Origin of the sequence: Altericroceibacterium spongiae (genome assembly GCF_003610805.1) — a bacterium.
GTDB lineage: Bacteria > Pseudomonadota > Alphaproteobacteria > Sphingomonadales > Sphingomonadaceae > Altericroceibacterium > Altericroceibacterium spongiae.
This window is the reverse complement of record NZ_RAPF01000007.1, coordinates 105,751-129,305: the sequence shown is the minus strand read 5'-3', so window position 1 is coordinate 129,305 and position 23,555 is coordinate 105,751. Positions and strand designations below refer to the sequence as shown.

Here is a 23,555-nt window from a genome sequence, read left to right as displayed (position 1 = left end):
GGACGCCGTCGCCCACATGTCCCTTCATCATATAACTACAATGTCAAAGATCACACCAATACAAAAACAGAAAAATAATCCCCGAAATTCCTCCCGGAGGACCAATATCCCGTTCCTGTTGGCGACCAACAACGGCCGGCGAAACCGCCGTGCCCCGTCGGTGAAGCGCCTTCTATGGTTATCACCTCAAACCGTCAAACCCTTTTTTGACCAAATCGTCAAAAAATTTCAATTCGACGAAACAATCATCCACTTAGCTGCCTTGCTAAGGCTTATGGTCGACGGGTTTTCGGGCTTTTGCAGTAGTTCCATCGTTATAGCCGCCGCTTAAAAACGCTGGCTGTTCGATCTGGTTCCTATTTGTAACTGCCATTCAAACCTTGCTGAAGAGAAATCAGACCAAATGGCAACCCGGCTCCAAATAACTATTAGTGCGCATAGCGCTCAGCCCTGTCGGCCAGACGATCCACCGCAGCTGCATGCATAGAAGGTGCGCAAACCAGCAGGCCAAACGCTCTTGGATCCTGTTTATTGAAATTCAACGGCTGCCCAAAGGCATCGCTCACATATGCGCCGGCCTGTCGCGCAATTAGCGTAGCCGCTGCAATGTCCCACTCGAATCCCCATCGCAAGGTTGCCACCAGGTCCGCTTCATCGGCAGCGACCATAGCTATCCGCAAGGCGATGGAATTGGGTTTGCCAACCAAAATCAGATCACGATCTTCCTTCATGAGCGAATCAGCCGGAACCCGAGCACCTGACAAAGAGGTCCTGGCGCTGGCCCTAAGCGGCGCACCATTGCGCCACGCACCGCGACCGGCCACTGCACTCCATATTTCATTGCGGGCGGGCGCGACGAGCATTGCCAGCAGGGGCCGGCCGTCGCTCACCAGTGCAACCGATACAGCCCAGCCGGAACGCCCCCGGATAAAATCGCGCGTGCCATCAATCGGATCAACCACCCAGAGAAGCCCTTTCCCGAGTCGCACCGGATTATCGGCACTTTCTTCGGAGAGCCAGCCCGCCGACGGCAACAGCTTTGCCAGCTCTCTTTTAAGAAAAGCATCAACCGCAATATCAGCGGCACAGACAGGGCTTCCCCCTTCCTTGTGCCATATCTCCAGAGCATGCCCGGCACCGGGCCATTGCCGCATCGCAATGGCTCCTGCTTCCTGACAAATTTGCTCAAGATGGAGTTGATCTATCATTCGCTGTCCGAATTGCGCGCAGACGCCCCTCTTTTCAAGCGCTCTCGCATATGCTTATGCGCTTCGGGAGTCTGTTAGTCCCTCCCAGTCGGAGACCCTCTCCAATGAATATCCATGAATATCAGGCCAAGGAACTTCTTGCGAAATACGGTGTCGGCATCCCTGCCGGTTATCCCGCTCTAACCGCTGAAGAAGCAGTGGAAGGCGCCAAGAAGCTTCCCGGACCACTTTATGTCGTCAAAGCGCAGATCCATGCCGGCGGGCGCGGTAAAGGCAAATTCAAGGAACTTGGCCCGGACGCCAAAGGCGGTGTCCGCCTGTCCGACTCGATTGAAGCGGTCGAAGCCAATGCCAAGGAAATGCTCGGCAATACACTGGTGACAGTACAGACCGGCGATGCCGGCAAGGAAGTAAACCGCCTGTACATCACCGACGGTGTCGATATCGCCAGCGAATATTATCTTTCGCTGCTCGTCGATCGTGCCACCGGCCGCGTTGCTATGATCGTTTCGACCGAAGGCGGTATGGATATTGAGGAAGTGGCTCATTCCACTCCTGAGAAGATCACCACGATCACCATCGACCCGGCACAGGGCTTTATGCCGCATCATGGCCGCGCGGTCGCTTTCGCTCTCAAACTGACGGGCGATCTCAACAAGCAGGCCCAAAAGCTGGCCAAGCAGCTTTATACCGCTTTCATCGATCTCGATTGCGCCATGCTCGAAATCAATCCGCTGGTGGAAACCAAGGACGGTCAGCTGCTCGTTCTCGATACCAAGATGAGCTTCGATTCGAATGCGCTTTATCGGCACAAGGATGTGTTCGAAATGCGTGATGAAACCGAAGAAGACCCGATGGAGATCGAAGCCAGCAAATATGATCTGGCCTATATCAAGCTCGACGGGAATATCGGCTGCATGGTCAACGGCGCCGGCCTCGCCATGGCGACGATGGATATCATCAAGCTGAACGGTGCTTTCCCGGCAAACTTCCTCGATGTAGGCGGTGGCGCCAATAAGGAAAAGGTCACTGCCGCTTTCAAGATTATCCTGTCCGATCCGGCAGTGGAAGGCATTCTGGTCAATATTTTCGGCGGCATCATGCGGTGCGACATTATTGCCGAGGGCATTGTCGCTGCCGCCAAGGAAGTCGATCTGTCGGTACCGCTGGTGGTTCGCCTCGAAGGCACGAATGTACAGGAAGGTAAGGATATTCTGAGCAATTCCGGCCTTCCGATCGTAGCTGCGGAAGATCTGGGCGATGCTGCAAAGAAGATCGTCGGCGAAGTGAAGCAGGCTGCCTGACTTTACTGAAACATCTGATTATCCGTTTCGACGGACAGCAAAATCGCCGGGTGCCTAGTGCATTCGGCGATTTTTCATTGGGCAGAATACAGAAGGTTTTCCGCCTCGATCAAGTTGAGCAAATGAAAGTGCCCAAGGGGCTCGCTCTCTCTTGATTATGGTATCCCTGTCGACCAGATGGCAATGCATCTCCGGCGCGTTTTGAAATCGAGACGGGATACCGAAACGGACAAAAGCGCCTCTTGACGATCCGTTTAACGGGCGCGAAGGCATGAAATGTAATTTGTCATAACTTTTTTACACGAGTGAGAGAGGAAGGGCTGACCCCATGAAGATCCTCGTACCCGTCAAACGGGTAATTGATTATAATGTGAAACCCCGGGTCAAACCCGACGGTTCGGGCGTCGATATCGCTAATGTCAAAATGAGCATGAATCCTTTTGACGAGATCGCGGTGGAAGAAGCCGTGCGTCTCAAGGAAGCGGGCAAAGCAGAGGAAGTGGTCGCCGTATCCATCGGGGTACCCAAGGCCAAAGATGTTCTGCGTACCGCTCTTGCCATGGGTGCCGACCGCGCCATCCTGATTCAGACCGAAGCTGAAGTCGAACCGCTGGCTGTCGCCAAGATTCTGAAGGAAGTCGTTGCTCAGGAAGAGCCGGGCCTGGTCATCCTCGGCAAACAGGCAATCGACGATGACAGCAATCAGACCGGCCAGATGCTCGCTGCCTTGCTCGACCGTCCGCAAGGCACCTTTGCCAGCAAGATCGAACTCGATGACGATTCGGTCACCGTCATTCGGGAAGTCGATGATGGCCTCGAAACGGTGAAACTCAGCCTCCCGGCCATCGTCACCGCTGATCTCCGACTCAATGAGCCGCGTTATGCATCCTTGCCCAATATCATGAAGGCCAAGAAAAAACCGATGGATGAAAAGACTCCGGAGGATTACGGCGTCGATATCTCCCCTCGCCTCAAAACGCTGAAAGTGGCCGAACCTCCCTTACGCCAGGCAGGCGAGAAAGTTGGTTCCGTGGACGAGCTAGTGGCAAAACTCAAAGCCTTGGGAGTAAACGCATGACTGTCCTCGTTCTCGTCGAACATGAAGCAGGTACCGTAAAGGAATCTTCTCTTTCCACCATCACCGCAGCGGCCAAGATCGGCGCTGTGCATGCTCTGGTGGCAGGCGACAGTGACGAAGCCAGACAGGCTGCCGATGCTGCGGCTAAAATTGCCGGCGTCGAAAAGGTTCTGCTTGCTACGGATCCCGCTTACGCCAAGATGCTGGCAGAAAATATTGCGCCTTTGGTGACAGGTCTGATGGGCGGGTACGATGCGTTCCTGGTATCGGCAACCAGTAGCGGCAAGAATATCGCCCCGCGCGTCGCGGCCAAGCTCGATGTCATGCAGATTTCCGATATCGTGGCCGTTGAGGGCGAAAAGACTTTCGCTCGGCCGATCTATGCCGGCAACGCCATCGCCACCGTCGAATCTTCGGACTCCAAACTGGTTATTACCGTACGTGGCACTGCTTTCGACAAGGCGGCTTTGGAAGGTGGGTCGGCCAGCATCGAAGATATTAGCGGCACCGGCGATGCCGGCCTGTCGAGCTTTGTCGGTCTGGAAGCGTCCGAAAGCGAACGCCCCGATCTCACCAGCGCAAAAATCGTCGTTTCCGGCGGGCGGGCGCTCAAGGATGCAGATACGTTCGAGCAGGTCATCACGCCTCTGGCAGATAAGCTGGGCGCAGCGGTAGGGGCTTCACGCGCCGCCGTCGACGCGGGTTATATTTCGAATGACTATCAAGTCGGTCAGACCGGCAAGATTGTTGCCCCGGAACTTTACATTGCCGTGGGTATTTCGGGCGCGATTCAGCATCTTGCCGGCATGAAGGATTCGAAGACCATCGTTGCGATCAATAAGGACGAAGACGCCCCGATCTTCCAGATTGCCGATATCGGCCTGGTTGCCGACCTGTTCGATGCCGTGCCGGAACTTACCGGCAAGCTCTGATATACTCAGCACGGAACAGACAAAAAGAGCGGGATGGTTTCCCGCTCTTTTTATATCGGATTACGCATTCCCCCCGCTTCCCGATGAAAGAGCTGCACAACGGTGCCATCCGACAATTCAGTCTGGCGCATGCGTTCGAAACCCAGCTTTCCAGCCAGTCTGATCGAAGCTGTATTGTTTAATTCTATCATACAATTGAGTGGCAGACGGTGCTGTGCGTCGAACCATTCCAGAATGGCGCTCATAGCTTCATAGGCATAGCCTTGCCCCGCCATGCCCTGTCGAAGAATCCATCCTGCTTCGGGGTGGCCATCCATATCGTCCCCCAGGTCGCGCCAGCTGTAAAAAATCGACAATGTGCCAAGAATCGGCAATTCACCGCGTTTGCGGAGCATGAAATTGCCGTAACCGAAAAGCAGCCAGCTTCCCGTATGGCGCATGAAGCGCGTCACATCTTCAGCATAGGTTTTGTTCCCGCCGAGAAAGCGAGCGGTTTCCTCATGGCGGGCCAGTGCTATCGCTTCGTGCATGTCATGCGGCTGCGGTTTCCACAATTCGAGCCGCTCAGTGAACAATAGAGGGCCCTCGCTCACAATAGCTGATCCACAATATGAATGGCGAGGCCGACCAGCCCGCCGACCAGCGTTCCATTGATCCGGATAAACTGGAGATCGCGGCCAACCGCCCCCTCAATTCTATCGGAAATGGTACGCGCATCCCAGCGCCTTACCGTTTCCGATACAAGCTGAACGATATGGCCGCCATGCCGTGAGGTCAGGCCCACTGCCGTCCGCCGGGCGAAACGGTTTATCTGTGCCTGTAGCTGCTCATCTTCGCGTAAGGCCTGCCCCAGTTCGCTAAGTGTACCGCCAAGATGATCGGACAAAGCGCCATCGGGATTGCGCGCCATATCGATCATGGCGAGGCGCATCCTTTCCCATACACCCTGCCACCAGTTTCCCACGGCAGGATTGTCGATAATCTCATGTTTGAGATGCTCGACCTTTTCACGCGTTACGGCGTCATAGATGAGCGCATGAGCATATTTTTCCAGCCCCTCTTCCACTTTCAACCGCAAAGGATGCTGAGGATTGATGAGAATCTCGGCCAGCAATTTGTAAAGGCCATCGAGCACTGAATTAGCCAGTCGTTCATCCAGCCCCGTCCAGCGTACCAGCGCATTGGCGCGCTGTCGCACCATATCGCGAACCAGCTCTTCATTTTGTTCCAGCGCAACGCCCGCCCAGCGGATCATATTGTCGAGCAGAGGAAGATGACGCTTATCGGCAATGGCACTCTGCAAAGCCTGCCCAAGAAGAGGTGAAAGCTCGACCTTATCGAGTTGGGACTTCAGTCCCGCACGAACCTGATTGCCAAGCCGGTCAGGATCCAGAGACTCCAGAATATCGGCCAGTAATTCGCCTGCCCCCGTCCGAAACCGGGAGGCTCCGCCACCGGACGGGGCAATCAGGAAATCGCCTGCAGCACGCGCCAGATTGAAAGAGCGCATACGCCGGGCCACCACGTCGGGTGTGAGGAAATTCGCCTGCAGGAACTTCGCCATATTGTCGGCGATGCGGTTCTTCTTTTCCGGAATGATTGCCGTATGAGGAATCGGCAGACCCAGCGGATGGCGGAACAGTGCCGTCACCGCAAACCAGTCGGCCAGCCCGCCAACCATTGCCGCTTCGCTAAAAGCGATAGGGTAACTCAGCACCGGATAGGACGGTTCGAAATGACGGGCCACCAGAAAAATGGCCGCCATCAGCAGCAGCAGGCCGGCAGCAATGATCCGCATAGGGCGTCCGCGATCCGCTACAGGAGAAGACAGTGAGGCAGCTTCACCGGAATCCGGGCGCTGATCAAAGCTGCCTGCCATATCTCTCCTTCCCGATTACTCCGCCGGATGAGCGTGGGAAGAACCGTTATCCGCATGACTGGGATCGTAAGTCAACACACGGGTGCGAAGCCACGGGCCGATACGCTTTTCGAGACCGTCCGCCAGACTGAAACCGGCCGGCACAATCAGCAGCGTGAGCAGCGTGGAGAGCAGCAACCCGCCAATCACGACCACGCCCATCGGCGCGCGCCAGGCGGCATCGCCGGACAGTGACAGAGCCGTTGGCACCATGCCCGCCGTCATAGCGACCGTCGTCATCAGAATAGGCTGAGCACGTTTATGACCCGCTTCGACAATAGCATCGAACCGGCTTGCCCCGGCTGCCATTTCCTCGATAGCGAAGTCGATCAGCAGAATGGAATTCTTCGCCACGATCCCGAACAGCATCAAAACACCGATAAAGACCGGCAAAGAGATAGGCTGACCGAGCGCAAGGAGGGCCAGAAAGCCGCCTAACGGGGCCAGAAACAGCGAACTCATGTTCACAAGCGGCGAAACCAGGCGGTGATAGAGCAGAACCAGCACACCGAAGACCAGGAAAATACCGGTGACCAGAGCGATCTCGAAATTAGCGATCAATTCGGCCTGAAACTTGTCCTCGCCAAAAGGTGCATTGGAAATACCGGTCGGCAATTCACGCATGATCGGCAAATTGTTGATTCGCTCCATCACCGTGCCTTTGGAAATGCCGGGTGCAAGATCGGCGCTGACGAAAATGCGACGCTGCTGATTGAAACGATCGATTGTCGTCGGGCCTGATCCGAAACTGATATCCGCCACCCGGCTCAGCGGCACAGAACCACCAGTGGCTGTCTGCACCGGCAGATTGCGGATAACCGAAATATCGCGCCGGGCCTTTTCGGACAGCCGCACCCGGATCGGAATCTGGCGGTCGGATAGCGAAAATTTTGCCGCATTCTGATCGATATCGCCCAGTGTCGCGATACGAACCGTCTGGCTGATGGCCGAGGTCGATACGCCAAGGCTCGAGGCCAGATCCTCACGCGGTTTGATGATGATTTCAGGGCGCTGGAGATCGGCGTCGATCCGCGGGCTGACGGCACCGTCCACACCCTTCATCTGCTCTACGAGCTGCGCTGCCGCCTGATTAAGCTTTTCCGGGTCGGAGCCCGATAGCATCACCTGAATCGGGCGCCCGCCACTGCCGGGATTATTGCCTTCGAAATTGATCCGCGCATCGGGGATTTTCTGCAAGACCGGCGTCATGGCACGCTCGAATTCCACGCTGCTGCGCGGACGGTCAGGCGACAGCGTCAGCGAAATGGTGGCATTGCCTTCCCGCACCCGTTCCAGTGCAAATTCCACCTCGGGCTGGTCCCGCAACATGGCCGCAACCTTATGCGTGACTTCACCGGTCTGCTCGATCGTCGTGCCCGGCACCATCTCGATAGTAAGACGGCTGAAATCGCTGTCGGCATCGGGGAAGAACTGCTTGGGCAACACGCCTGCACAGAAAATCGTCAGCATAAAGGCCGCAAGGCCAATCCCCATCATCCACAAACGATGATCGAGAAAGCGCGAGGCGAAGCGTGTGCGCAGCCGTACCGACCCATCGGCCCTCTGGCGCCGGCTGCGATAATTTTTTACCCGGCCTTCACTGAGCGACCAGCGCAAAACGGACAGATAACGATCCATCAGCCATCCGCCGCCATGTTCGGCATGGCCATGCGCTTTCAGGAAATAGGCCGCAACCATGGGCGTGATCATGCGCGCCACGGCCAGACTCATCAGCACTGACACCACCACGGTGAGGCCGAAATTCTTGAAGAACTGCCCTGCAACGCCGGGCATCAGGGCCACCGGGAAGAACACCGCAACGATAGAGAAGGTCGTCGCCACCACGGCGAGGCCGATTTCATCGGCAGCGTCGATCGCCGCCTGATAGGCAGTTTTACCCATGCGCATATGGCGCACGATATTCTCGATCTCGACAATTGCGTCATCGACCAGCACACCGGCCACCAGTCCGAGCGCGAGCAGCGACATCTGGTTCAGCGTGAAACCCAGCAGGTCCATGAACCAGAAGGTCGGAATAGCAGAAAGCGGAATAGCCAGCGCGGCAATGATCGTCGCCCGCCAGTCGCGCAGGAAGAAGAACACCACGACAACGGCCAGCACGGCCCCTTCGATCATCGCCGCGATCGAGCTTTCATATTGCTGCTTGGTGTAATCGACGGTGGTATAGAGCCGGGTAAACCTCACGCCCGGATTTTCCGCCTCGATTTTCTTCAGCACTTCCACCGCTTCATCATAGACGGTCACATCGGATGCCCCGCGCGCGCGGCTGACACCGAACGTCACCACCTGCTTGCCATTGATCCGGCTAACTGAGGTGACTTCGCCATATTTATCCTGCACCGAGGCAATGTCGGAAAGTTTGATAGTCCGCCCGTTGCCCAGCGAAATCTGCGTTTGCGACAAATCATAGGCATCTTCGGCGTTACCGAGCACCCGGACCGACTGGCGCGAACCGGCAATTTCGGCCCGACCACCCGCCGCATTCACATTGAGCGCCCGCAGCGTCTGATTCACTTCGGTTGCGGTTACGCCAAGCGACTGCATCTTCGCCGGATCGAGAATGACGAGAATCTCGCGATCGACACCACCCGAACGGTTTACTTCGGCAAGACCGGGAATACTCAGCAACCTTTTGGTCACCGTGTCGTCCACAAACCAGGAAAGCTGCTCCATGGTCATGTCATCGGCAGCGATACCGAAATAGACCAGCGTATTATTGGCCGTCTCGACCTTGAAGACATAGGGTTCGAGGATTCCTTCGGGCAACTCCCCGCGAATCTGGTCGATCTGGTTTTTAACGTCGTTGACCGCTTCGTTGATATTCGTGCCAAGATCGAACTGAATTTCGGTCTGGCTCGACCCTTCTTCCGCGGTAGAGGTGATCTGATCGACCCCGTTGATCGTATTGACCGCCGCTTCGACGCGCTGGGTGATCTGATTCTCGATTTCCGTGGGCGCAGCACCGGGCAGTGAAATCTGCACGATTACCAGAGGAAATTCGATATCCGGATTATCCTGCACTTCCATGCGGGAAAAGCTGACCATCCCGGCCAGCAGCAATCCGGCGAATAAAAGCAGTGGAACGATCGGGTTGCGGATCGACCAGGCAGAGATATTGCGGAAGCTCATGGCGCTCTGCTCACTCCTTGCCCGGCGCGACGGGCTGGACGGTTTCCCCTTCGGTCAGGAAGGCTCCCGCGCGCAGCACAATCTTTTCGGACCCTTTAATCCCCGATGTAACGGCAATGCCTTTATCGGTGACGATGCCGGTTGTCACAGAGCGGCGAACGGTCTTGTTATCCTTGCCGATGACATAGACATAGCTGCCCTTATCGTCCGAAAGAATCGCGCTTTCCGGCAGCATCGGCGCGACGACCGAACCGGCGGCGATCCGCGCTGTGGCAAAACCGCCGGGGCGCAGTTCAGGCGCGTAATCAAGCGCGATCCGGGCAATTCCCTGACGATTGGCTTCGTCGATGATCGGCGAAACCTGCCAGACCTGCCCTTCGAATGTTTTATCCGTGCCCACCGGTGTTACCTGCGCGGTCACCCCCGCTTTCACCGAAGCCAGGGCCGTTTCACCCAGTTGCGCCAGCAATTCCATCTGTCCGCCACGCGCAATGCTGAACAGCACGCCCGAGCCCGAACCGACCACCTGCCCCGGTTCGACATCGCGCGTCAGCACGAGTCCGGCAGCCGGGGCCGTAATATTGAGCCGTGCATTGCGCGCCAGCAATTCGCGATATTGCGCCTGCGCAACCTTGACCTGCGCAATGGCGGAATCCCGGGTAGCGGTCAGCCGGTCGATATCGGCCTGACTGATAAAACCGCGCTCCACCAGTTTGAGCGCACGATCGAGATTGGACTGGGCCAGTTCGGCATCAGCCTTGGCGACATCGATCTGCGCCGCGGCGCTTTGCGCCTGCTGATTCTGGACATTGCGATCGATCACGGCGAGCGTCTGTCCGGCAGACACCCAGTCTCCCGGCTCGACCTGAACCGAAACGACCCGGCCACCTTCACCCACCACGCCAACCGGCATTTCCCGACGCGCGGCCAGTGTGCCGGTTGCGGTAATCTCGTCATCAATCGAAGCTGTGCCCGGCGTAATCACCGTCACAGTCGGCGCCTGACCGTCATCGGATGCGAAAGGACGTTCCTCTTCACCGCCCGCCAGCATGAAATAGGCGAGACAAAGGACAATCACGCCGGCAATCAGGGCCAGTATCTTCTGTTTCCGGGAGAAGCGTGCGCCGTCCTGCTGGTTCTCCGTCACTGTATCGTCGGTGACTGGCTGCTCATCCGGCCCCTCAGTCATTTCACTTTCCATGCGGTATCCAGCCCCTGCCCGGTTCATTGCAACCCTGATAACATTGTCCAGCCAAGGACCGGACAGCGCAGATATCGATAGTCTGCCTGAAGAATGACAGCAATCCATCGCTCTACAAGTGACATTCGCGCCCCGACGAATGTCACTTATTCACGCAAAAAGGCGTGACCCGCCCTTCATAGCGGATCACGCCCCGAATATAAGACCTGCTGTAGACTCAGTATATTATCTTACGCGGCCACGCTGAATAAGATTGACGATGCCCAGCAGAACCACGGCACCGATAAAAGCAATAATAAGACCGGTAAGAGAAAAGGCCTGAACGGTTCCCTGCACACCCAGCAAAGGCCCGGCGAGCGCATTACCGATCAGCGATCCGACACATCCTACGACAATATTCCAGAAGATCCCCATGGAGGCATCCCGGTTCATCACCATACTTGCAAGCCAGCCGGCCACACCACCAACGATAAGGGCAATAATCCAACCCATCTCCGCTTCCTCCTGTTTTATTTCGGCGGCACCACAATATGTGCGCCTCTTTTCCTTAATCGCCGGTCGACAGAAGCGTTCCCTATTTCCCTTTTCCTTAAGCGATTTTACCCATAGATTTCAGACAGAAGGCTACTGCGACCTTTCCTGCATATGAAAAGAGCCGGTTTAACCGGCTCTTTTCAATTATGTCTGCAAGGCGGATCGATCAATATTTGAGCTGCCGCTCATAAAGATCGCGATAATGCTGGAGACGCGTCACCCGCAGCCCCTGCATGCCCGAACGGTCGACCGCCCGCTGCCAGCTCGCAAATTCCTCAAGGGTCAGGCCGTAACGCTCCAGAACTTCGTCGATCGTCAGCAAACCGCCATTAACCGCCGCGACGACTTCAGCCTTGCGCCGCACGACCCAGCGTTTCGTGTCAGGAGCCGGTAAATCCTCCAGCGTTAACGGTTCACCGAGAGGACCGATCACCTGTGCCGGACGGATTTTCTGGTTTTCAATCATGCTTTTCCTCGGTGGTCGGACTGTTTCTCTTCAAATGCGCCGCCGAAACTCCTCTGTTCGATTTGCCATTACCTAAAGCATCAGAGTTAATGGCGAATTTACTTTCTTGTTCTTGAGGCAGGCTGTTGTTTTTCGGCGATAAAGGACAAAAATTTTCATTTTCCTCTTCTGCGAGATACCAGTGCCGGAGAGCACGGGCACGGGCGAAGCGTTCAAGCAGGAAATGCCATGAGAGCGGGCGCAAAGGATCGCCTTCTTCCCCTGCCAGGGCCTCTTCATCCGGCCTGAAACATTTTCTTTCCAACATGTTGGCGAGCTTAAGCCGGCAAGCGTCAACAAGCGGTAAAGGCCCTGCGCCATGAATCCATAGAAGCGCCATACTGATATATTTGGCATATTTGCGGGACTCGCCATTGCGGTGTATGGGCCCGCCATGACCGCTTCTCCGTTGACAGACCTGCCTTTTGCACCCGCTTCCCTGTTCGACCTTCCGCGTCCGGCAGAGGAATGCCGGATCGTTGTCGCTATGTCGGGCGGAGTCGATTCTTCCGTGGTGGCGGCGCTTGCCGCGGCGAGCGGGGCGGAAGTGATCGGCATCACGCTTCAGCTTTATGACTATGGCGCCGCCACTGGCCGCAAGGGGGCCTGCTGCGCCGGAGACGATATTCGCGATGCGCGCGCGGTCGCCGACCGACTGGGCATCGCCCATTACGTTTTCGATCATGAAAGCGCGTTTCGCGAAGAAGTTGTCGAGCGTTTCGCCGACGATTATCTAGCCGGTCGCACGCCGATTCCCTGCATCCGCTGCAATATGGGACCGAAATTCACCGATCTGCTGCGCATGGCGAAGGAACTGGGGGCCGATTGTCTGGCCACCGGCCATTATGTGCGCCGCGTGGAAGGACCGGCTGGCGTAGAGCTGCATCGCGCGCTCGATCCCGCTCGCGACCAGTCCTATTTTCTTTACGGCACGACCGAGGAACAGCTCGAATTCATCCGCTTTCCGCTGGGCGGTCTTCCCAAGCAGGATGTCCGCAAGATTGCCGAAACTTTCGGCCTGCGCGTGGCGGACAAACCCGACAGTCAGGACATCTGCTTCGTGCCCGATGGCAATTATGCCAAGATCGTGCGCTCGGTCCGTCCCGAGGGCGGCCGCGAAGGGGCGATCATCCATGCTGAAACCGGTCAGGAATTCGGTCGCCATCCCGGTGTGATCCACTATACGGTGGGTCAGCGTCGCGGTCTCGATATTGGTGGCCAGCCCGAACCGCTTTACGTGGTCGCCCTCAATGCAGAAAAGGCGCAGGTACTGGTTGGCCCCAAGCGGATGCTGGCCGTGGAAGGTGCCAGGATCAGCGCAACCAATCGTATCGGCCTGATGCCCGATGCCCCGCTCACCGCCAAAGTCCGTTCGCTTGCCAAGCCGGTACCGGTGGAAGTAGACGGCCCCTTCGGCAATGGCGAGGCGATCTCACTCCATTTCGCCAGTCCTGAATTCGGCGTTGCGCCCGGTCAGGCTGCCGTCATCTATTGCGGAGACCGGGTGATCGGCGGCGGATGGATCGAGGAAACCGAGAGGGTCCCTCTCCCCGCTTAGTCCTCCCAGGCTTCCAGTACACAGCCATACCCGTCGCGATAATCCGCGGTCTGGCTGGCCAGCAGAGGAATATAAGCCGTTACGCTGCGCCGCTGTTCATCCGCACTGATGAAAACCCAGTCGCTGCCTTCATCGAATTGCGATTCGCACTGCCCTTCGCTGCGCCCGGCCAGAAAGCGGCAGGAACATATCATGCGGGCGGAATAGGACGTACCCGCCAGCGCATAGTCACGCATCGGCGTACGATAGGCGAAAACCAGTGCCCCCAGAGCGATCAGCACGACCAGAACGATCCGAAACACCGGCACGCCTTGTGGTCTGTGCGCCGAACGGCCACGCTGTGTGCCATCTGAAGATCGTGAACGTTTCGAAATTGCCATCTGTGTCCGCATGAAGGATGAGGGGCGCCTGATGACGCATCTGAAACCCAGCCTTAAACCCCGCTCACTTCGCCTGCCAGCCCTGGGGGCAATTTTCCTGACGCTGGCGGCCTGCTCGTCAGAGAAAAATTCCGCCCCTCCGCCGATTCCGCCCGAAGTGATGGCAACGATAGCCGATCATCCCGGCGTAAATCGCAAATCTCTGGCCCGCGCCACCGACGCGCTGTTCACGCGTGAGGATCTGGGTCAGACGCAGGCTCTGATCGTCTATCATGAAGGCGAAATCGTCGCCGAGCGCTATGCCAAAGGTTACGACGACAATAGCCGTTTCCTCGGCTGGTCGATGTCGAAAAGCGTGGTCGGCGTGATGATCGGTATGATGATTGCCGAAGGCCGGCTTACCCTCGATGATTCGCCCCCCATCGCGCATTGGCAACGCCCCGGCGATCCGCGCGGAGAAATCACCGTGCGCCAATTGCTCCAGATGCGCTCAGGCCTGCGTCATCAGGAAGTGGCTGAGCCGCTCTATCGCTCAGACACGGTGAGGATGCTGCTGCTGGACGGGCGTGACGACATGGCCGAATGGGCAGAAGCACAGCCGCTGGAATATGAACCGGGCCAGATGTTCGAATATTCGACCCCCGGCACGGTGATTCTTTCGGATACGATTGCCCGCATCCTTGCGCCGAAAGGCACCGCCGATGAACGGCAGCAGGCGGTAGCGCGCTTTCTGAAGGCGCGCCTGGCCGAGCCGGTGGGTATGGATTCGCTCACTGCCGAATATGATGCCTCGGGCACGATGATAGGTGGATCGATGTTGTGGGCAACCGCACGCGACTGGGGTCGGTTCGGCGAATTTCTGCGCCATGGCGGCTCAGTCAAAGGCGTGCAGATCGTGCCGCGCGGCTGGATCGATTTCATGCGCCGCCCCAGCCCGCGAGCGGCGGATTACGGCGCGCTGATCTGGCTTAACCGCCCCACCGAAAGCGGCCGTAACGAATTATTTGCCGAACAGGGCCCTGCCGATGCCTTCGCCGCTATCGGGCATCTGGGTCAGTATGTGATCGTGTCACCGGGCGACAAGCTAACCATTGTCCGCCTCGGCAACACACCTCAGAACCAGCGTCCGGCCCTTGTCGCCGCTTTGGGCGACATCGTACATCTCTATTCTTCGGGGATGTAAAAGCGGCCGTCCACCACCGTCACGCAAGGCCCACCCAGCCAGACCGTGTCACCATCCAGCCGGCAAGTGAGGTCGCCCCCTCTTGCCGAAGCCTGATGCGCCGTGAAGGAATCCCGCCCCAGACGGTGCGCCCAGAACGGTGTCAGGGCGGCATGGGCCGAGCCGGTTACGCTGTCTTCATCGATGCCCCCGCCGGGTACGAAGACCCGACTGACTACGTCATACGCCTCCCCTGGAGCGGTACAGATGAACTGATGAGCACCGAGCCGGGCCAGCTTCTGGAAATCGGGGCGCAGAGCCCGGATCTCAGCTTCCGAACCAAACAGGAAAATTGTGTAGAGATCCGGATTTGACCATACGCCCTGTACTGCCCCTCCCAGCAATCCGGCTGCTTCGGCCCATTCGTCCGGCTGCGTAGCAATCACCGGCAAACCGATTTCATACAGCCCCGCTTCCCCACGCCGAAACGTCAGAATACCGGCTTTCCGGGTACGGAACCGCAATTCTTCCTTTTCGGGATCGAGCGCACACAGGATATGGCCCGAAGCCAGCGTGGCATGGCCGCAAAGGCGGATTTCGAATTCTGGCGTGAACCAGCGTAGCTCCCAATCCGTCTCGCCACTGGCATCCTTCACAAGAAAGGCTGTCTCGGCGAAATTGTTCTCGGCAGCGATAGCCTGTAAAACCGTATCGGGCAGCCAGGCATCCAATATCATTACAGCCGCCTGATTGCCGGCAAAAAGGCGATTTGCGAAGGCATCGACATGCCAATAGGGGATCGGTGTCATAAGGTCTTTCCTGTATTTTCGGCTGCCCGTTGCTCGGGCAGCAATTCCTCGGCCTGCAGCCCCTCACCCTCCAGCCACCCCTCCGGATCGGGATGAATCAATACCTCGACACCGGGGAAAGCCTTTTCGATTCGCGCTTCCAGCTCGTCCATAATGCGATGCGCTTCGGCCACACTCATCCGTCCGTCAACAGCAGCGTGAAACTGGACGAAATCACGCACACCGCTGGTTCGTGTGCGCAAATCATGCACGCCGCGTAATTCTGGATGGCGTGCCAGAACGCGCAAAAATTCCTGCCGTTTTTCCTCAGGCCATTCGCGATCCATCAGATTGTTAATAGCATCGGCAGAGGCATGATAAGCGCCCCAGCCGAGCCAAGCCGCAATGGCAAGCCCGAATAGCGGATCGGCCAAACCGAAATGCATATACTGGTCGAGCAAAAGTGCCGCGATTACCCCGCTATTGAGCAACAAATCGGACTGATAATGCAAATGATCGGCCTGAATCGCGACCGACTGCGTCTGCCGCAGGACATGCCTTTGCCATGCCAGTAAAGCCAGCGTGGCTGTTATAGCGATCAGCGAAACCACCACGCCTTCCGCCGCTGCCTGCGTCCGGCCACCGCCAAGCAATTGTTCGACCGCGCGAATCGCCAGACCGAAAGCCGATATCGATATCAGGACAATCTGGAACATTGCGGCAATTGCTTCGGCCTTACCATGGCCGAAGCGATGATCTTTATCGGCTGGCTGAGCTGCCACCCACACACCGGCGAGCGTGGCCAGACTGGCAATGAGATCCAGCGAACTGTCAGCCAGACTGCCGAGCATGGCCGTGGAATCGGTCCGCCACGCGGCCCACCCTTTCAGGATGACCAGCAACACCGCCACGGCGATCGAGGCCGATGCGGCGCTGGTGGTCAGCCGCGCCCTGATTTCCGCTTCACTTTTCACGGATAAAGTAAGGTGCTGGTCCAGCCACCGTCGACACGCGTAAAACGGCGACGTTCATGCAACCGGTTGGGACGGTCGGTCCAGAATTCCATGGCCGAAGGGGTAAGAAGAAAACCTGTCCAGTGCGCAGGGCGCGGAATGTTCTGCCCGGCATGTTGTTTGTCGAGCACCTCCACCCGGTCGAGATAGGTTTGCCGATGATCGAGCGGACGCGACTGATCGGACGCCGCCGAACCGATCTGCGAGACATAAGGGCGGCTGTGAAAATAATCGTCCGCCATCCCGGCACTGACTTCCTCCAGTGGTCCTTCGATCCGAATCTGACGGCGAAGCGATTTCCAGTGAAACAGCAGCGCAGCCTGAGGATTGGCAAGAATCTCCTCCCCTTTGCGGCTTTGCGCATTGGTATAGAAGACAAAGCCGTCGCGATCATGGCCTTTCAGCAGCACCATACGTACCGATGGCGCCCCGTCGGGCGTAGAGGTGGCAAGCGCCATCGCGTTGGGATCATTCGGCTCGCTGGCCTGCGCTTCGGCAAACCAGTTTTCGAAAAGATCAAAAGGATCGCTGTCGGGAATAGCATCCTGTTCGGGGTTCATCATCTGCGCTCCGCCTGGCAAAGGATTGACCGCAAGGGTCAGTAATGCTCAAGCACCTATCCCGTGCGCGCAAAAGAAGGAAGTCTTGAGCTTGCACAGTTACATTGCATTACTTAGCTAATACACCATGGCAGCAGATCCCTATACAACCCTTGGCGTTTCGCGGTCAGCGAACGAAAAAGACATCAAATCCGCTTATCGCAAGCTGGCCAAGGAACTCCATCCCGACCGCAATAAGGATAATCCCAAGGCTGCAGAGCGTTTCTCTCAGGTGACGCAGGCCTATGACCTGTTATCCGATAAGGAAAAGCGCGCGCGGTTCGACCGGGGCGAGATCGATGCGGAGGGAAACCCGACAATGCCTTTCGGCATGGGGGGTGGTGGCGGACATGCGGGCGGCTTTCGGGGCGGGTCGCGCGCGAGCTCTCAGGGCTTTGGCGGCCATGAGAACAGCTTTGCGGCCGAAGATCTCGGTGATATTTTCGAAGGCCTGTTCGGCGGCGGCCGGGCCAGGGGCGGCATGGGTAGCGGAATGGGCGGAGGCGGATCGCGTGGCTTTCACCGCCCTCCCCCGAAAGGTGCCAATGTCCAGTATCGCCTGAAAGTCCCGTTTATAGATGCAGCGACGCTTTCCCCCCAGCGCATCACGCTGAGCGATGGCAAAACTATCGATCTCAAGCTGCCGGCCGGCGTTGAGGACGGGACGCAGATGCGTCTGTCCGGCAAGGGCGAACAAGGGCCTGGCGGTGCCGGCGATGCTCTGGTCACGATCGATATTCAGCCGCACAGCTTTTTCGAACGCGAAGGCGACAATGTCCGGCTCGACTTGCCCATTACCCTGGACGAAGCGGTAAACGGCGCAAAGGTCAAAGTGCCCACAGTAGATGGCGCAGTGATGCTGACCGTGGGAGCAGGTTCGGATTCCGGCAAAATTTTGCGCCTGCGCGGCAAGGGCTTCTCGAAGAAGGGCGGCGGACGCGGAGACCAGCTTGTCCGGCTGGAAATTCATCTGCCCAAAGATATGGCTGCATTGTCCAACAGACTTGGCGACTGGAAAGATTCCGGAAACCCGCGGGCCGATCTGGGCGTTTGACGTTTGTGTCCCCCTTTTTGGCCCCGCTGAAACGACTGCGGGGTCAATTCTATAGCGGCAGAAACGAAAGACCGGATGGCACGATCGGACATCCCGACAGATAAGAATGGTCTGCCCGAAGGCGGACCGCCCGTTCGTGACTATTCGCCTGAGGCCCGGCGCCGCGCAGCCCTGCATCAAAGGCACGATATTCGCAGCAGCGTGCATCGCCATATGGGGCCGGGAACGCGCGCTTTCGAAGTCATGAAGCGTGTCTTCATGGGCACTTATAATGACGGTTTTATCCATGCCGGCAATCTGGCCTATATGGCCATGCTGGCGATCTTTCCCTTTTTCATTACTGGCGCAGCTCTCTTCGCTCTGATCGGCGAGGACAGCGAACGCATGGCCTCCATCAATGCTGTGCTCTATGCCTTGCCCCCGGTTGTCGGCAATGTGATCGAACCGGTAGCCCGGAGCGTGGTCGAAAATCGCAGCGGATGGCTGCTCTGGGCTGGCGGCCTGTTCGGCCTGTGGACGGTTGGCAGTCTTATCGAAACCATCCGGGACCTTTTGCGCCGTGCCTATGGCACAAAGGCAACAGCCGCTTTCTGGAAATACCGCCTGCTGTCGACCGGGATCATTATCGGTGCGGTCGTGTTGCTGATGACATCGCTGGTGCTGCAAGTGCTGATCGGCGCCGCACAGGAAGTGATCGAAGCCTTTTTTCCACAGTTCAGCGCCTGGCTGGGAAGGCTTTCTTTTTCCCGCATTATTCCCGCTTTCGGGCTGTTCGGATCGATCTATCTGCTGTTCTACACGCTTACGCCGGCCGCCTATCGCCACAAACGTTATCCCAAATGGCCGGGGGCTTTGCTGGTCACCTTGTGGTGGATGCTGGTGACGCTGGCCTTGCCGCCGCTTCTGCGCAGCATGTTCAGCTACGATCTGACCTATGGATCGCTTGCCGGAATGATGATCGCGCTTTTCTTTTTCTGGCTCGTCGGCTTAGGGATGGTAATGGGTGCGGAGCTGAATGCGGCTTTGGCAGAAACCCCCGAAGAAACCGACTGGATCGGTCAGGCGGATAACCGGGCCCGCACAAAAGCTTAAGAATTGAAGAGTATACGGAGGAACACGTTGATGAGCGGTCTTATGGAGGGCAAGCGGGGCCTGATAATGGGGCTGGCGAACGATAAATCGCTGGCCTGGGGTATCGCACAGAAGCTGCGCGAACAGGGCGCGGAGCTGGCTTTCACCTATCAGGGCGACGCATTGCTGAAGCGGGTCAGACCGCTGGCAGAGAGCCTGGGATCGGACATTCTGATCGAATGCGATGTGTCCGATATGGTCAAACTCGACGCGGCTTTCGATGAATTGAAAAGTCAGTGGGACAATCTCGATTTCATCGTTCACGCCATCGGTTTTTCCGACAAGAACGAATTGCGCGGGAAATATGTCGATACCAGCCTCGACAATTTCCTCATGACGATGAACATTTCGGCATACAGCCTTGTGGCCGTCACCAGGCGAGCCATCGAGATGATGCCTGAAGCGGGTGGCTCAGTACTGACTCTTACCTATTACGGGGCGGAAAAGGTTGTGCCGCATTATAATGTGATGGGTGTGGCCAAAGCCGCGCTGGAAACCAGCGTGCAATATCTCGCCAACGATCTCGGCCCGCAGAATATTCGGGTGAATGCGATTTCCGCCGGCCCGATCAAGACACTGGCCGCCAGCGGGATCGGCGATTTCCGTTATATCCTCAAATGGAATGAGCTGAATTCACCGCTGCGCCGCAATGTGACCATCGAGGATGTCGGCGGCGCGGGGCTTTATCTCCTGTCCGATCTGGCATCGGGTGTGACCGGGGAGGTGCATCATGTCGATGCCGGGTATCATCTGGTCGGCATGAAACAGGAAGACGCGCCGGATATCTCGCTCGCCTGAGCGCAATCTGTCTGAAGGCCGCTACCGCTTCTTTGCCGGGGCGGCCTTTCAGAACCGCTTAGCGGCCTTTGGGCTGATCCGGCCAGATGCCACGCGTATCATAGACGATCTTGTCGGCCCGTTCGGCCAGCGGCACGGACTTGAACACATCGTGATCCACCAGCACGATCAGAATGCCGCAATCTTCCAGCGCCGTGTCGATATCGATACCGCTCGCTCCTGTGCCTTCGAATTCAAGCGGCAATTCGGCAGCATAGGGTTCGACGACATGAATCTGGTCCCCGAACCGGCGCGCGAGGGACGCAGCCACCAGCCGGGCGGGACTTTCGCGGAAATCATCGATATTGGCTTTGAAAGCCAGCCCCAGACAGGCAACGCTCACATCGGGATTAGCCTCGACCAGCTCCGACGCTTCAGCGATGACATGATGAATCTTGGCATCGTTTACCTGTCTTGCCGTCCGGATCATCTGCGCCTGTTCGGGTGCGCCATGCACGATGAACCAGGGGTCCACGGCGATACAATGCCCTCCGACACCTGGCCCAGGCTGAAGGATATTTACCCGCGGATGGCGATTTGCCAGACGGATTACTTCCCACACATCCATATCCATCGCATCGGCGACCATGGACAGCTCATTGGCGAAAGCGATATTCACATCGCGATAGGCATTTTCGACCAGCTTGGTCATTTCGGCTGAACGTGAATCGGTCGTGACGCAAGTTCCGCGTACAAACCGCTTGTAGAAAGCCAGCGCCTTGCGCGCGCAGCGCGGCGTAATGCCTCCGATCGAACGGTCATTATTGGTCAGCTCTTCCAAAATCCGGCCGGGCAGCACACGTTCCGGACAATAAGCGATCGAAATATCGGGTGTTCCGCTGGTGAGGCCCGGCATAGCGAGATCGGTCCGCATTTCAGCTATCAGATCGCGCATCTTCTCGGTCGTGCCCACTGGAGAGGTGGACTCCAGAATGACGGTGTCTCCAGGTTTGAGCACTTTCGAAACATGCCGCGCCGCTTCGAGAACATATGAATCGTCCGGCGTGTGCTGACCATCCTTCAGAAAAGGGGTCGGAACGGCAATGACGAAGACATCCGCCGGCGCGATATCCAGAGATGCTTTCAGCAATCCGCGCTGGACAACACCCTGCACGAGACCGTCGAGATCGACTTCCTCAATATGGATTTCACCGCGATTGATTGTATCGACGACATTTTGCGAAACATCGGTTCCCGTCACCGGCATACCTGCCCGTGCGATAATTGCCGCCGTGGGCAGACCAATATATCCAAGACCGATTACACTCACTCTGGGTTGTTCTGTGCCCCGCATCTGTCGCCTTTCCATACCGTTTCCCGACGCTTAGGCGCAGGAGCGTAAAATAAGGGTAATCAGCAGTCCGTTTGCGCGAAAAGATCGACAATGCGCTGTGCGGTCTGGCCGTCACCGAAGGGGTTATGCGCACGCGCCATCGCGGCATAGGCACCCTCATCATCGAGCAGACGTTCAGTTTCATAGACAATCCGATCCGTATCGGTTCCGACAAGTTTAGCGGTTCCCGCCTCTACCCCTTCGGGCCTCTCAGTGGTTTCACGCATTACAAGCACAGGTTTACCGAGAGCAGGCGCTTCCTCCTGCACGCCGCCGCTATCGGTCAGAATCAGTGTCGAAATATCGAGCAGCCGGGCAAAATGCGGATAATCTAGCGGTTCTATCAAAGCCACATTGGCGCAATCGCCCAGCACCGTTTCCATCACCTTGCGAACATTGGGGTTGGGATGGACCGGGAAAATCATCGCGACGTCATTGCGCTCAGCCAGACGACGTATAGCTTCGGCAATCGCTTCCAGCCCGCCGCCGAAATTCTCCCGTCTGTGGCTGGTTACGCCGATAATCCGCTTGCCCGCAAAACGCTTTTCGACATCGGCCAGACCCGCCACGAGTTCGGGTCGTTGCTTGATCGTTCCAGTGATCCAGTGCAGCGCATCGATCACGCTATTGCCGGTAACATGGACGGTCGATGGGTTCACATTTTCGCGCAGCAATGCCTGCTGTGCGGTTTCAGTCGGCGCAAAATGCAGCGCGGCAATCGTACCGATAATCTTACGATTGACCTCTTCAGGCCAGGGGTGATGGATATTGCCCGATCGCAGCCCCGCCTCGAGATGGGCCACCGGAATCTTACGATAATAAGCCGCCAGTGCTCCGCACATGGCTGTGGCAGTATCCCCCTGAACCAGAACCCAGTCCGGTTTTTCCTCATCCATAACCTGACCAAGACCAGTCAGCAGATTGACAGTCAGCGCATCCAGCGTCTGATCGGGCTGCATGACGGCCAGATCGTGATCAGGTTTTATGCCGGAAATCTCCAGCACCTGATCCAGAATAGCGCGATGCTGTCCACTGACGCACACGCGCGATTCCAGCCGGGGATCGGCCGCCAATCCGCGGATTACCGGAAACATTTTGATCGCTTCCGGCCGGGTGCCGAAGACCGAGAGAATCACTTGAGGGCTATTCATAGCAAAAACCCTACAAGAGTCTGGTTAAACCGGCTTTACTGATTATCATCAGGCTTGGGCAAAGGCGCTTCGGACGCATCCTTTTCGTCCGGGGTCTGCTCTTCCTGAGCGCGCCGCTGCCGTTCGAGATATTCCTTCTCGATTTCTTCGACGCGCGATTGCGTTTCAGCCGCTTCCTCATCGATCTTGGAAAGACGTTTCGCCCGTTCTTCCTCGATCAATTGTTTGAAACGAACCGAGGAGCCGGTGCGCTTTTCAGCATAAGCGGCATCTATCAGTTTCTGCGTGCAGCCAAGATCGCCGCCCGCTCCGACAGGCGTGCAGGACAGGGCCCCGAAATCACCTACCGTTTCATAGGAGCGGACACGGTCCGTCCAGCTTTGATTGGCCGGGTCATCACTATGCCGCAGACCTTCAGGTATGCGATAGCGTTCGCTCTCATCCAGCCGCGCACAGACAGTGATGGTTCCGTCACTCGATTCGGGGCACGGATCATCACCATAGACAATCACCTGATTGACTTTATCTCCGCCCTTATCCTGGGCAGCCGCTGGCGTGGACAGGCAAGCGAGGCCTGCAAGCGTCAGCGCGGAGGCGACAAACGAAGCAATCTGGCGTTTCATGACGTTCCTTCCACGGGGATCATCCCCATCAACATATATTTTTCGGCAACGGCCGTGAATATTCTCTGAAACCGATAAACCGATTGTCCGTTTCAC

The 23,555-nt window shown here is 57.3% G+C and carries 24 protein-coding genes; 9 read left to right on the top strand and 15 right to left on the bottom strand.

Annotation, left to right across the window (positions count from 1 at the left end; all coding sequences use genetic code 11):
• Nucleotides 1-331: hypothetical protein (locus tag D6851_RS17925; RefSeq protein ID WP_210210361.1), on the top strand; the 331-nt coding region annotated here is incomplete at its 5' end.
• A 97-nt stretch (nucleotides 332-428) separates the two neighbouring features.
• On the opposite strand, the gene D6851_RS13970 is transcribed toward D6851_RS17925, so the two are convergent.
• Nucleotides 429-1,208 carry a 3'(2'),5'-bisphosphate nucleotidase CysQ gene (locus D6851_RS13970; protein WP_120325507.1) on the bottom strand — a complete coding sequence of 260 codons (780 nt, stop codon included), beginning with the start codon at nucleotides 1,206-1,208 and terminating at the stop codon, nucleotides 429-431.
• Nucleotides 1,209-1,312: 104 nt separating this feature from the next.
• On the opposite strand from D6851_RS13970, the gene sucC reads away from it, so the two are divergent.
• From sucC to D6851_RS13955, 3 genes are all read left to right on the top strand, one after another.
• Nucleotides 1,313-2,512: an ADP-forming succinate--CoA ligase subunit beta gene (gene sucC, locus D6851_RS13965; RefSeq protein ID WP_120325506.1), complete on the top strand. Its 1,200-nt coding sequence runs from the start codon at nucleotides 1,313-1,315 to the stop codon at nucleotides 2,510-2,512.
• Between the two features lie 328 nt (nucleotides 2,513-2,840).
• Nucleotides 2,841-3,590 (top strand): electron transfer flavoprotein subunit beta/FixA family protein, encoded by a 750-nt coding sequence (locus tag D6851_RS13960; RefSeq protein WP_120325505.1) that lies wholly within the window; start codon nucleotides 2,841-2,843, stop codon nucleotides 3,588-3,590.
• Nucleotides 3,587-4,522 (top strand): electron transfer flavoprotein subunit alpha/FixB family protein, encoded by a 936-nt coding sequence (locus D6851_RS13955; protein ID WP_120325504.1) that lies wholly within the window; start codon nucleotides 3,587-3,589, stop codon nucleotides 4,520-4,522. Before D6851_RS13960 ends, D6851_RS13955 begins: the two co-directional genes overlap by 4 nt.
• 50 nt (nucleotides 4,523-4,572) lie before the next feature.
• Here the strand turns inward: D6851_RS13955 and D6851_RS13950 are convergent, their stop codons facing one another.
• The 7 genes from D6851_RS13950 to D6851_RS13920 form a co-directional block, all read right to left on the bottom strand.
• Nucleotides 4,573-5,115, bottom strand: a complete 543-nt coding sequence (locus D6851_RS13950; RefSeq protein ID WP_120325503.1) for a GNAT family N-acetyltransferase — start codon at nucleotides 5,113-5,115, stop codon at nucleotides 4,573-4,575.
• Nucleotides 5,112-6,320: a DUF445 domain-containing protein gene (locus D6851_RS13945; RefSeq protein ID WP_120325528.1), complete on the bottom strand. Its 1,209-nt coding sequence runs from the start codon at nucleotides 6,318-6,320 to the stop codon at nucleotides 5,112-5,114. The genes D6851_RS13950 and D6851_RS13945 overlap by 4 nt, the downstream gene beginning before the upstream one ends.
• Before the next feature lie 96 nt (nucleotides 6,321-6,416).
• Nucleotides 6,417-9,590, bottom strand: coding sequence for an efflux RND transporter permease subunit (locus D6851_RS13940; protein WP_120325502.1), 3,174 nt, complete (start codon nucleotides 9,588-9,590; stop codon nucleotides 6,417-6,419).
• A 10-nt stretch (nucleotides 9,591-9,600) separates the two neighbouring features.
• Nucleotides 9,601-10,779, bottom strand: coding sequence for an efflux RND transporter periplasmic adaptor subunit (locus tag D6851_RS13935; protein WP_238474112.1), 1,179 nt, complete (start codon nucleotides 10,777-10,779; stop codon nucleotides 9,601-9,603).
• 237 nt (nucleotides 10,780-11,016) lie between these two features.
• Nucleotides 11,017-11,283, bottom strand: a complete 267-nt coding sequence (locus D6851_RS13930; protein WP_120325500.1) for a GlsB/YeaQ/YmgE family stress response membrane protein — start codon at nucleotides 11,281-11,283, stop codon at nucleotides 11,017-11,019.
• 208 nt (nucleotides 11,284-11,491) lie between these two features.
• A complete protein-coding gene (sciP, locus tag D6851_RS13925; RefSeq protein ID WP_120325499.1) occupies nucleotides 11,492-11,791 on the bottom strand; it encodes a CtrA inhibitor SciP in 300 nt (99 codons plus the stop codon).
• Nucleotides 11,784-12,098, bottom strand: coding sequence for a hypothetical protein (locus tag D6851_RS13920; protein WP_147395487.1), 315 nt, complete (start codon nucleotides 12,096-12,098; stop codon nucleotides 11,784-11,786). The genes sciP and D6851_RS13920 overlap by 8 nt, the downstream gene beginning before the upstream one ends.
• A 126-nt stretch (nucleotides 12,099-12,224) precedes the next feature.
• On the opposite strand from D6851_RS13920, the gene mnmA reads away from it, so the two are divergent.
• A complete protein-coding gene (gene mnmA, locus D6851_RS13915) occupies nucleotides 12,225-13,388 on the top strand; it encodes a tRNA 2-thiouridine(34) synthase MnmA (protein WP_120325527.1) in 1,164 nt (387 codons plus the stop codon).
• Here the strand turns inward: mnmA and D6851_RS13910 are convergent.
• Nucleotides 13,385-13,768, bottom strand: coding sequence for a hypothetical protein (locus tag D6851_RS13910; RefSeq protein WP_147395486.1), 384 nt, complete (start codon nucleotides 13,766-13,768; stop codon nucleotides 13,385-13,387). The genes mnmA and D6851_RS13910 overlap by 4 nt on opposite strands.
• A gap of 31 nt (nucleotides 13,769-13,799) precedes the next feature.
• Between D6851_RS13910 and D6851_RS13905 the strand changes: the two genes are divergently transcribed.
• The gene (locus tag D6851_RS13905; protein WP_120325526.1) at nucleotides 13,800-14,951 is read left to right on the top strand and encodes a serine hydrolase domain-containing protein; all 1,152 of its coding nucleotides are present in this window, start codon (nucleotides 13,800-13,802) and stop codon (nucleotides 14,949-14,951) included.
• Here D6851_RS13905 and D6851_RS13900 read toward each other — a convergent pair.
• Genes D6851_RS13900 through pdxH form a run of 3 tightly spaced genes read right to left on the bottom strand, consistent with a single transcriptional unit; the run spans nucleotide 14,933 to nucleotide 17,291 of the window.
• Nucleotides 14,933-15,739 carry a PhzF family phenazine biosynthesis protein gene (locus D6851_RS13900; RefSeq protein ID WP_120325496.1) on the bottom strand — a complete coding sequence of 269 codons (807 nt, stop codon included), beginning with the start codon at nucleotides 15,737-15,739 and terminating at the stop codon, nucleotides 14,933-14,935. The genes D6851_RS13905 and D6851_RS13900 overlap by 19 nt on opposite strands.
• Nucleotides 15,736-16,692 carry a cation diffusion facilitator family transporter gene (locus tag D6851_RS13895; RefSeq protein ID WP_120325495.1) on the bottom strand — a complete coding sequence of 319 codons (957 nt, stop codon included), beginning with the start codon at nucleotides 16,690-16,692 and terminating at the stop codon, nucleotides 15,736-15,738. The genes D6851_RS13900 and D6851_RS13895 overlap by 4 nt, the downstream gene beginning before the upstream one ends.
• Nucleotides 16,689-17,291 carry a pyridoxamine 5'-phosphate oxidase gene (gene pdxH, locus D6851_RS13890; RefSeq protein WP_120325525.1) on the bottom strand — a complete coding sequence of 201 codons (603 nt, stop codon included), beginning with the start codon at nucleotides 17,289-17,291 and terminating at the stop codon, nucleotides 16,689-16,691. Before pdxH ends, D6851_RS13895 begins: the two co-directional genes overlap by 4 nt.
• A gap of 127 nt (nucleotides 17,292-17,418) precedes the next feature.
• Here pdxH and D6851_RS13885 point away from each other — a divergent pair, with 127 nt between their 5' ends.
• The 3 genes from D6851_RS13885 to fabI all read left to right on the top strand — a co-directional run bounded on the left by D6851_RS13885 (nucleotide 17,419) and on the right by fabI (nucleotide 20,313).
• A complete protein-coding gene (locus tag D6851_RS13885) occupies nucleotides 17,419-18,384 on the top strand; it encodes a DnaJ C-terminal domain-containing protein (protein WP_120325494.1) in 966 nt (321 codons plus the stop codon).
• 75 nt (nucleotides 18,385-18,459) lie between these two features.
• Nucleotides 18,460-19,476, top strand: coding sequence for a YihY/virulence factor BrkB family protein (locus tag D6851_RS13880; RefSeq protein WP_120325493.1), 1,017 nt, complete (start codon nucleotides 18,460-18,462; stop codon nucleotides 19,474-19,476).
• A 30-nt stretch (nucleotides 19,477-19,506) separates the two neighbouring features.
• The gene (gene fabI / locus D6851_RS13875) at nucleotides 19,507-20,313 is read left to right on the top strand and encodes an enoyl-ACP reductase FabI (protein ID WP_120325492.1); all 807 of its coding nucleotides are present in this window, start codon (nucleotides 19,507-19,509) and stop codon (nucleotides 20,311-20,313) included.
• Between the two features lie 58 nt (nucleotides 20,314-20,371).
• On the opposite strand, the gene wecC is transcribed toward fabI, so the two are convergent.
• From wecC to D6851_RS13860, 3 genes are read right to left on the bottom strand one after another with little or no spacing between them, the layout of a single operon-like run.
• Nucleotides 20,372-21,646: a UDP-N-acetyl-D-mannosamine dehydrogenase gene (wecC, locus tag D6851_RS13870; RefSeq protein WP_120325491.1), complete on the bottom strand. Its 1,275-nt coding sequence runs from the start codon at nucleotides 21,644-21,646 to the stop codon at nucleotides 20,372-20,374.
• Nucleotides 21,647-21,705: 59 nt separating this feature from the next.
• Nucleotides 21,706-22,836, bottom strand: a complete 1,131-nt coding sequence (gene wecB / locus D6851_RS13865) for a non-hydrolyzing UDP-N-acetylglucosamine 2-epimerase (RefSeq protein WP_120325490.1) — start codon at nucleotides 22,834-22,836, stop codon at nucleotides 21,706-21,708.
• Nucleotides 22,837-22,871: 35 nt separating this feature from the next.
• Nucleotides 22,872-23,459: a hypothetical protein gene (locus D6851_RS13860; RefSeq protein WP_183030103.1), complete on the bottom strand. Its 588-nt coding sequence runs from the start codon at nucleotides 23,457-23,459 to the stop codon at nucleotides 22,872-22,874.
• Nucleotides 23,460-23,555 lie beyond the last annotated feature (96 nt).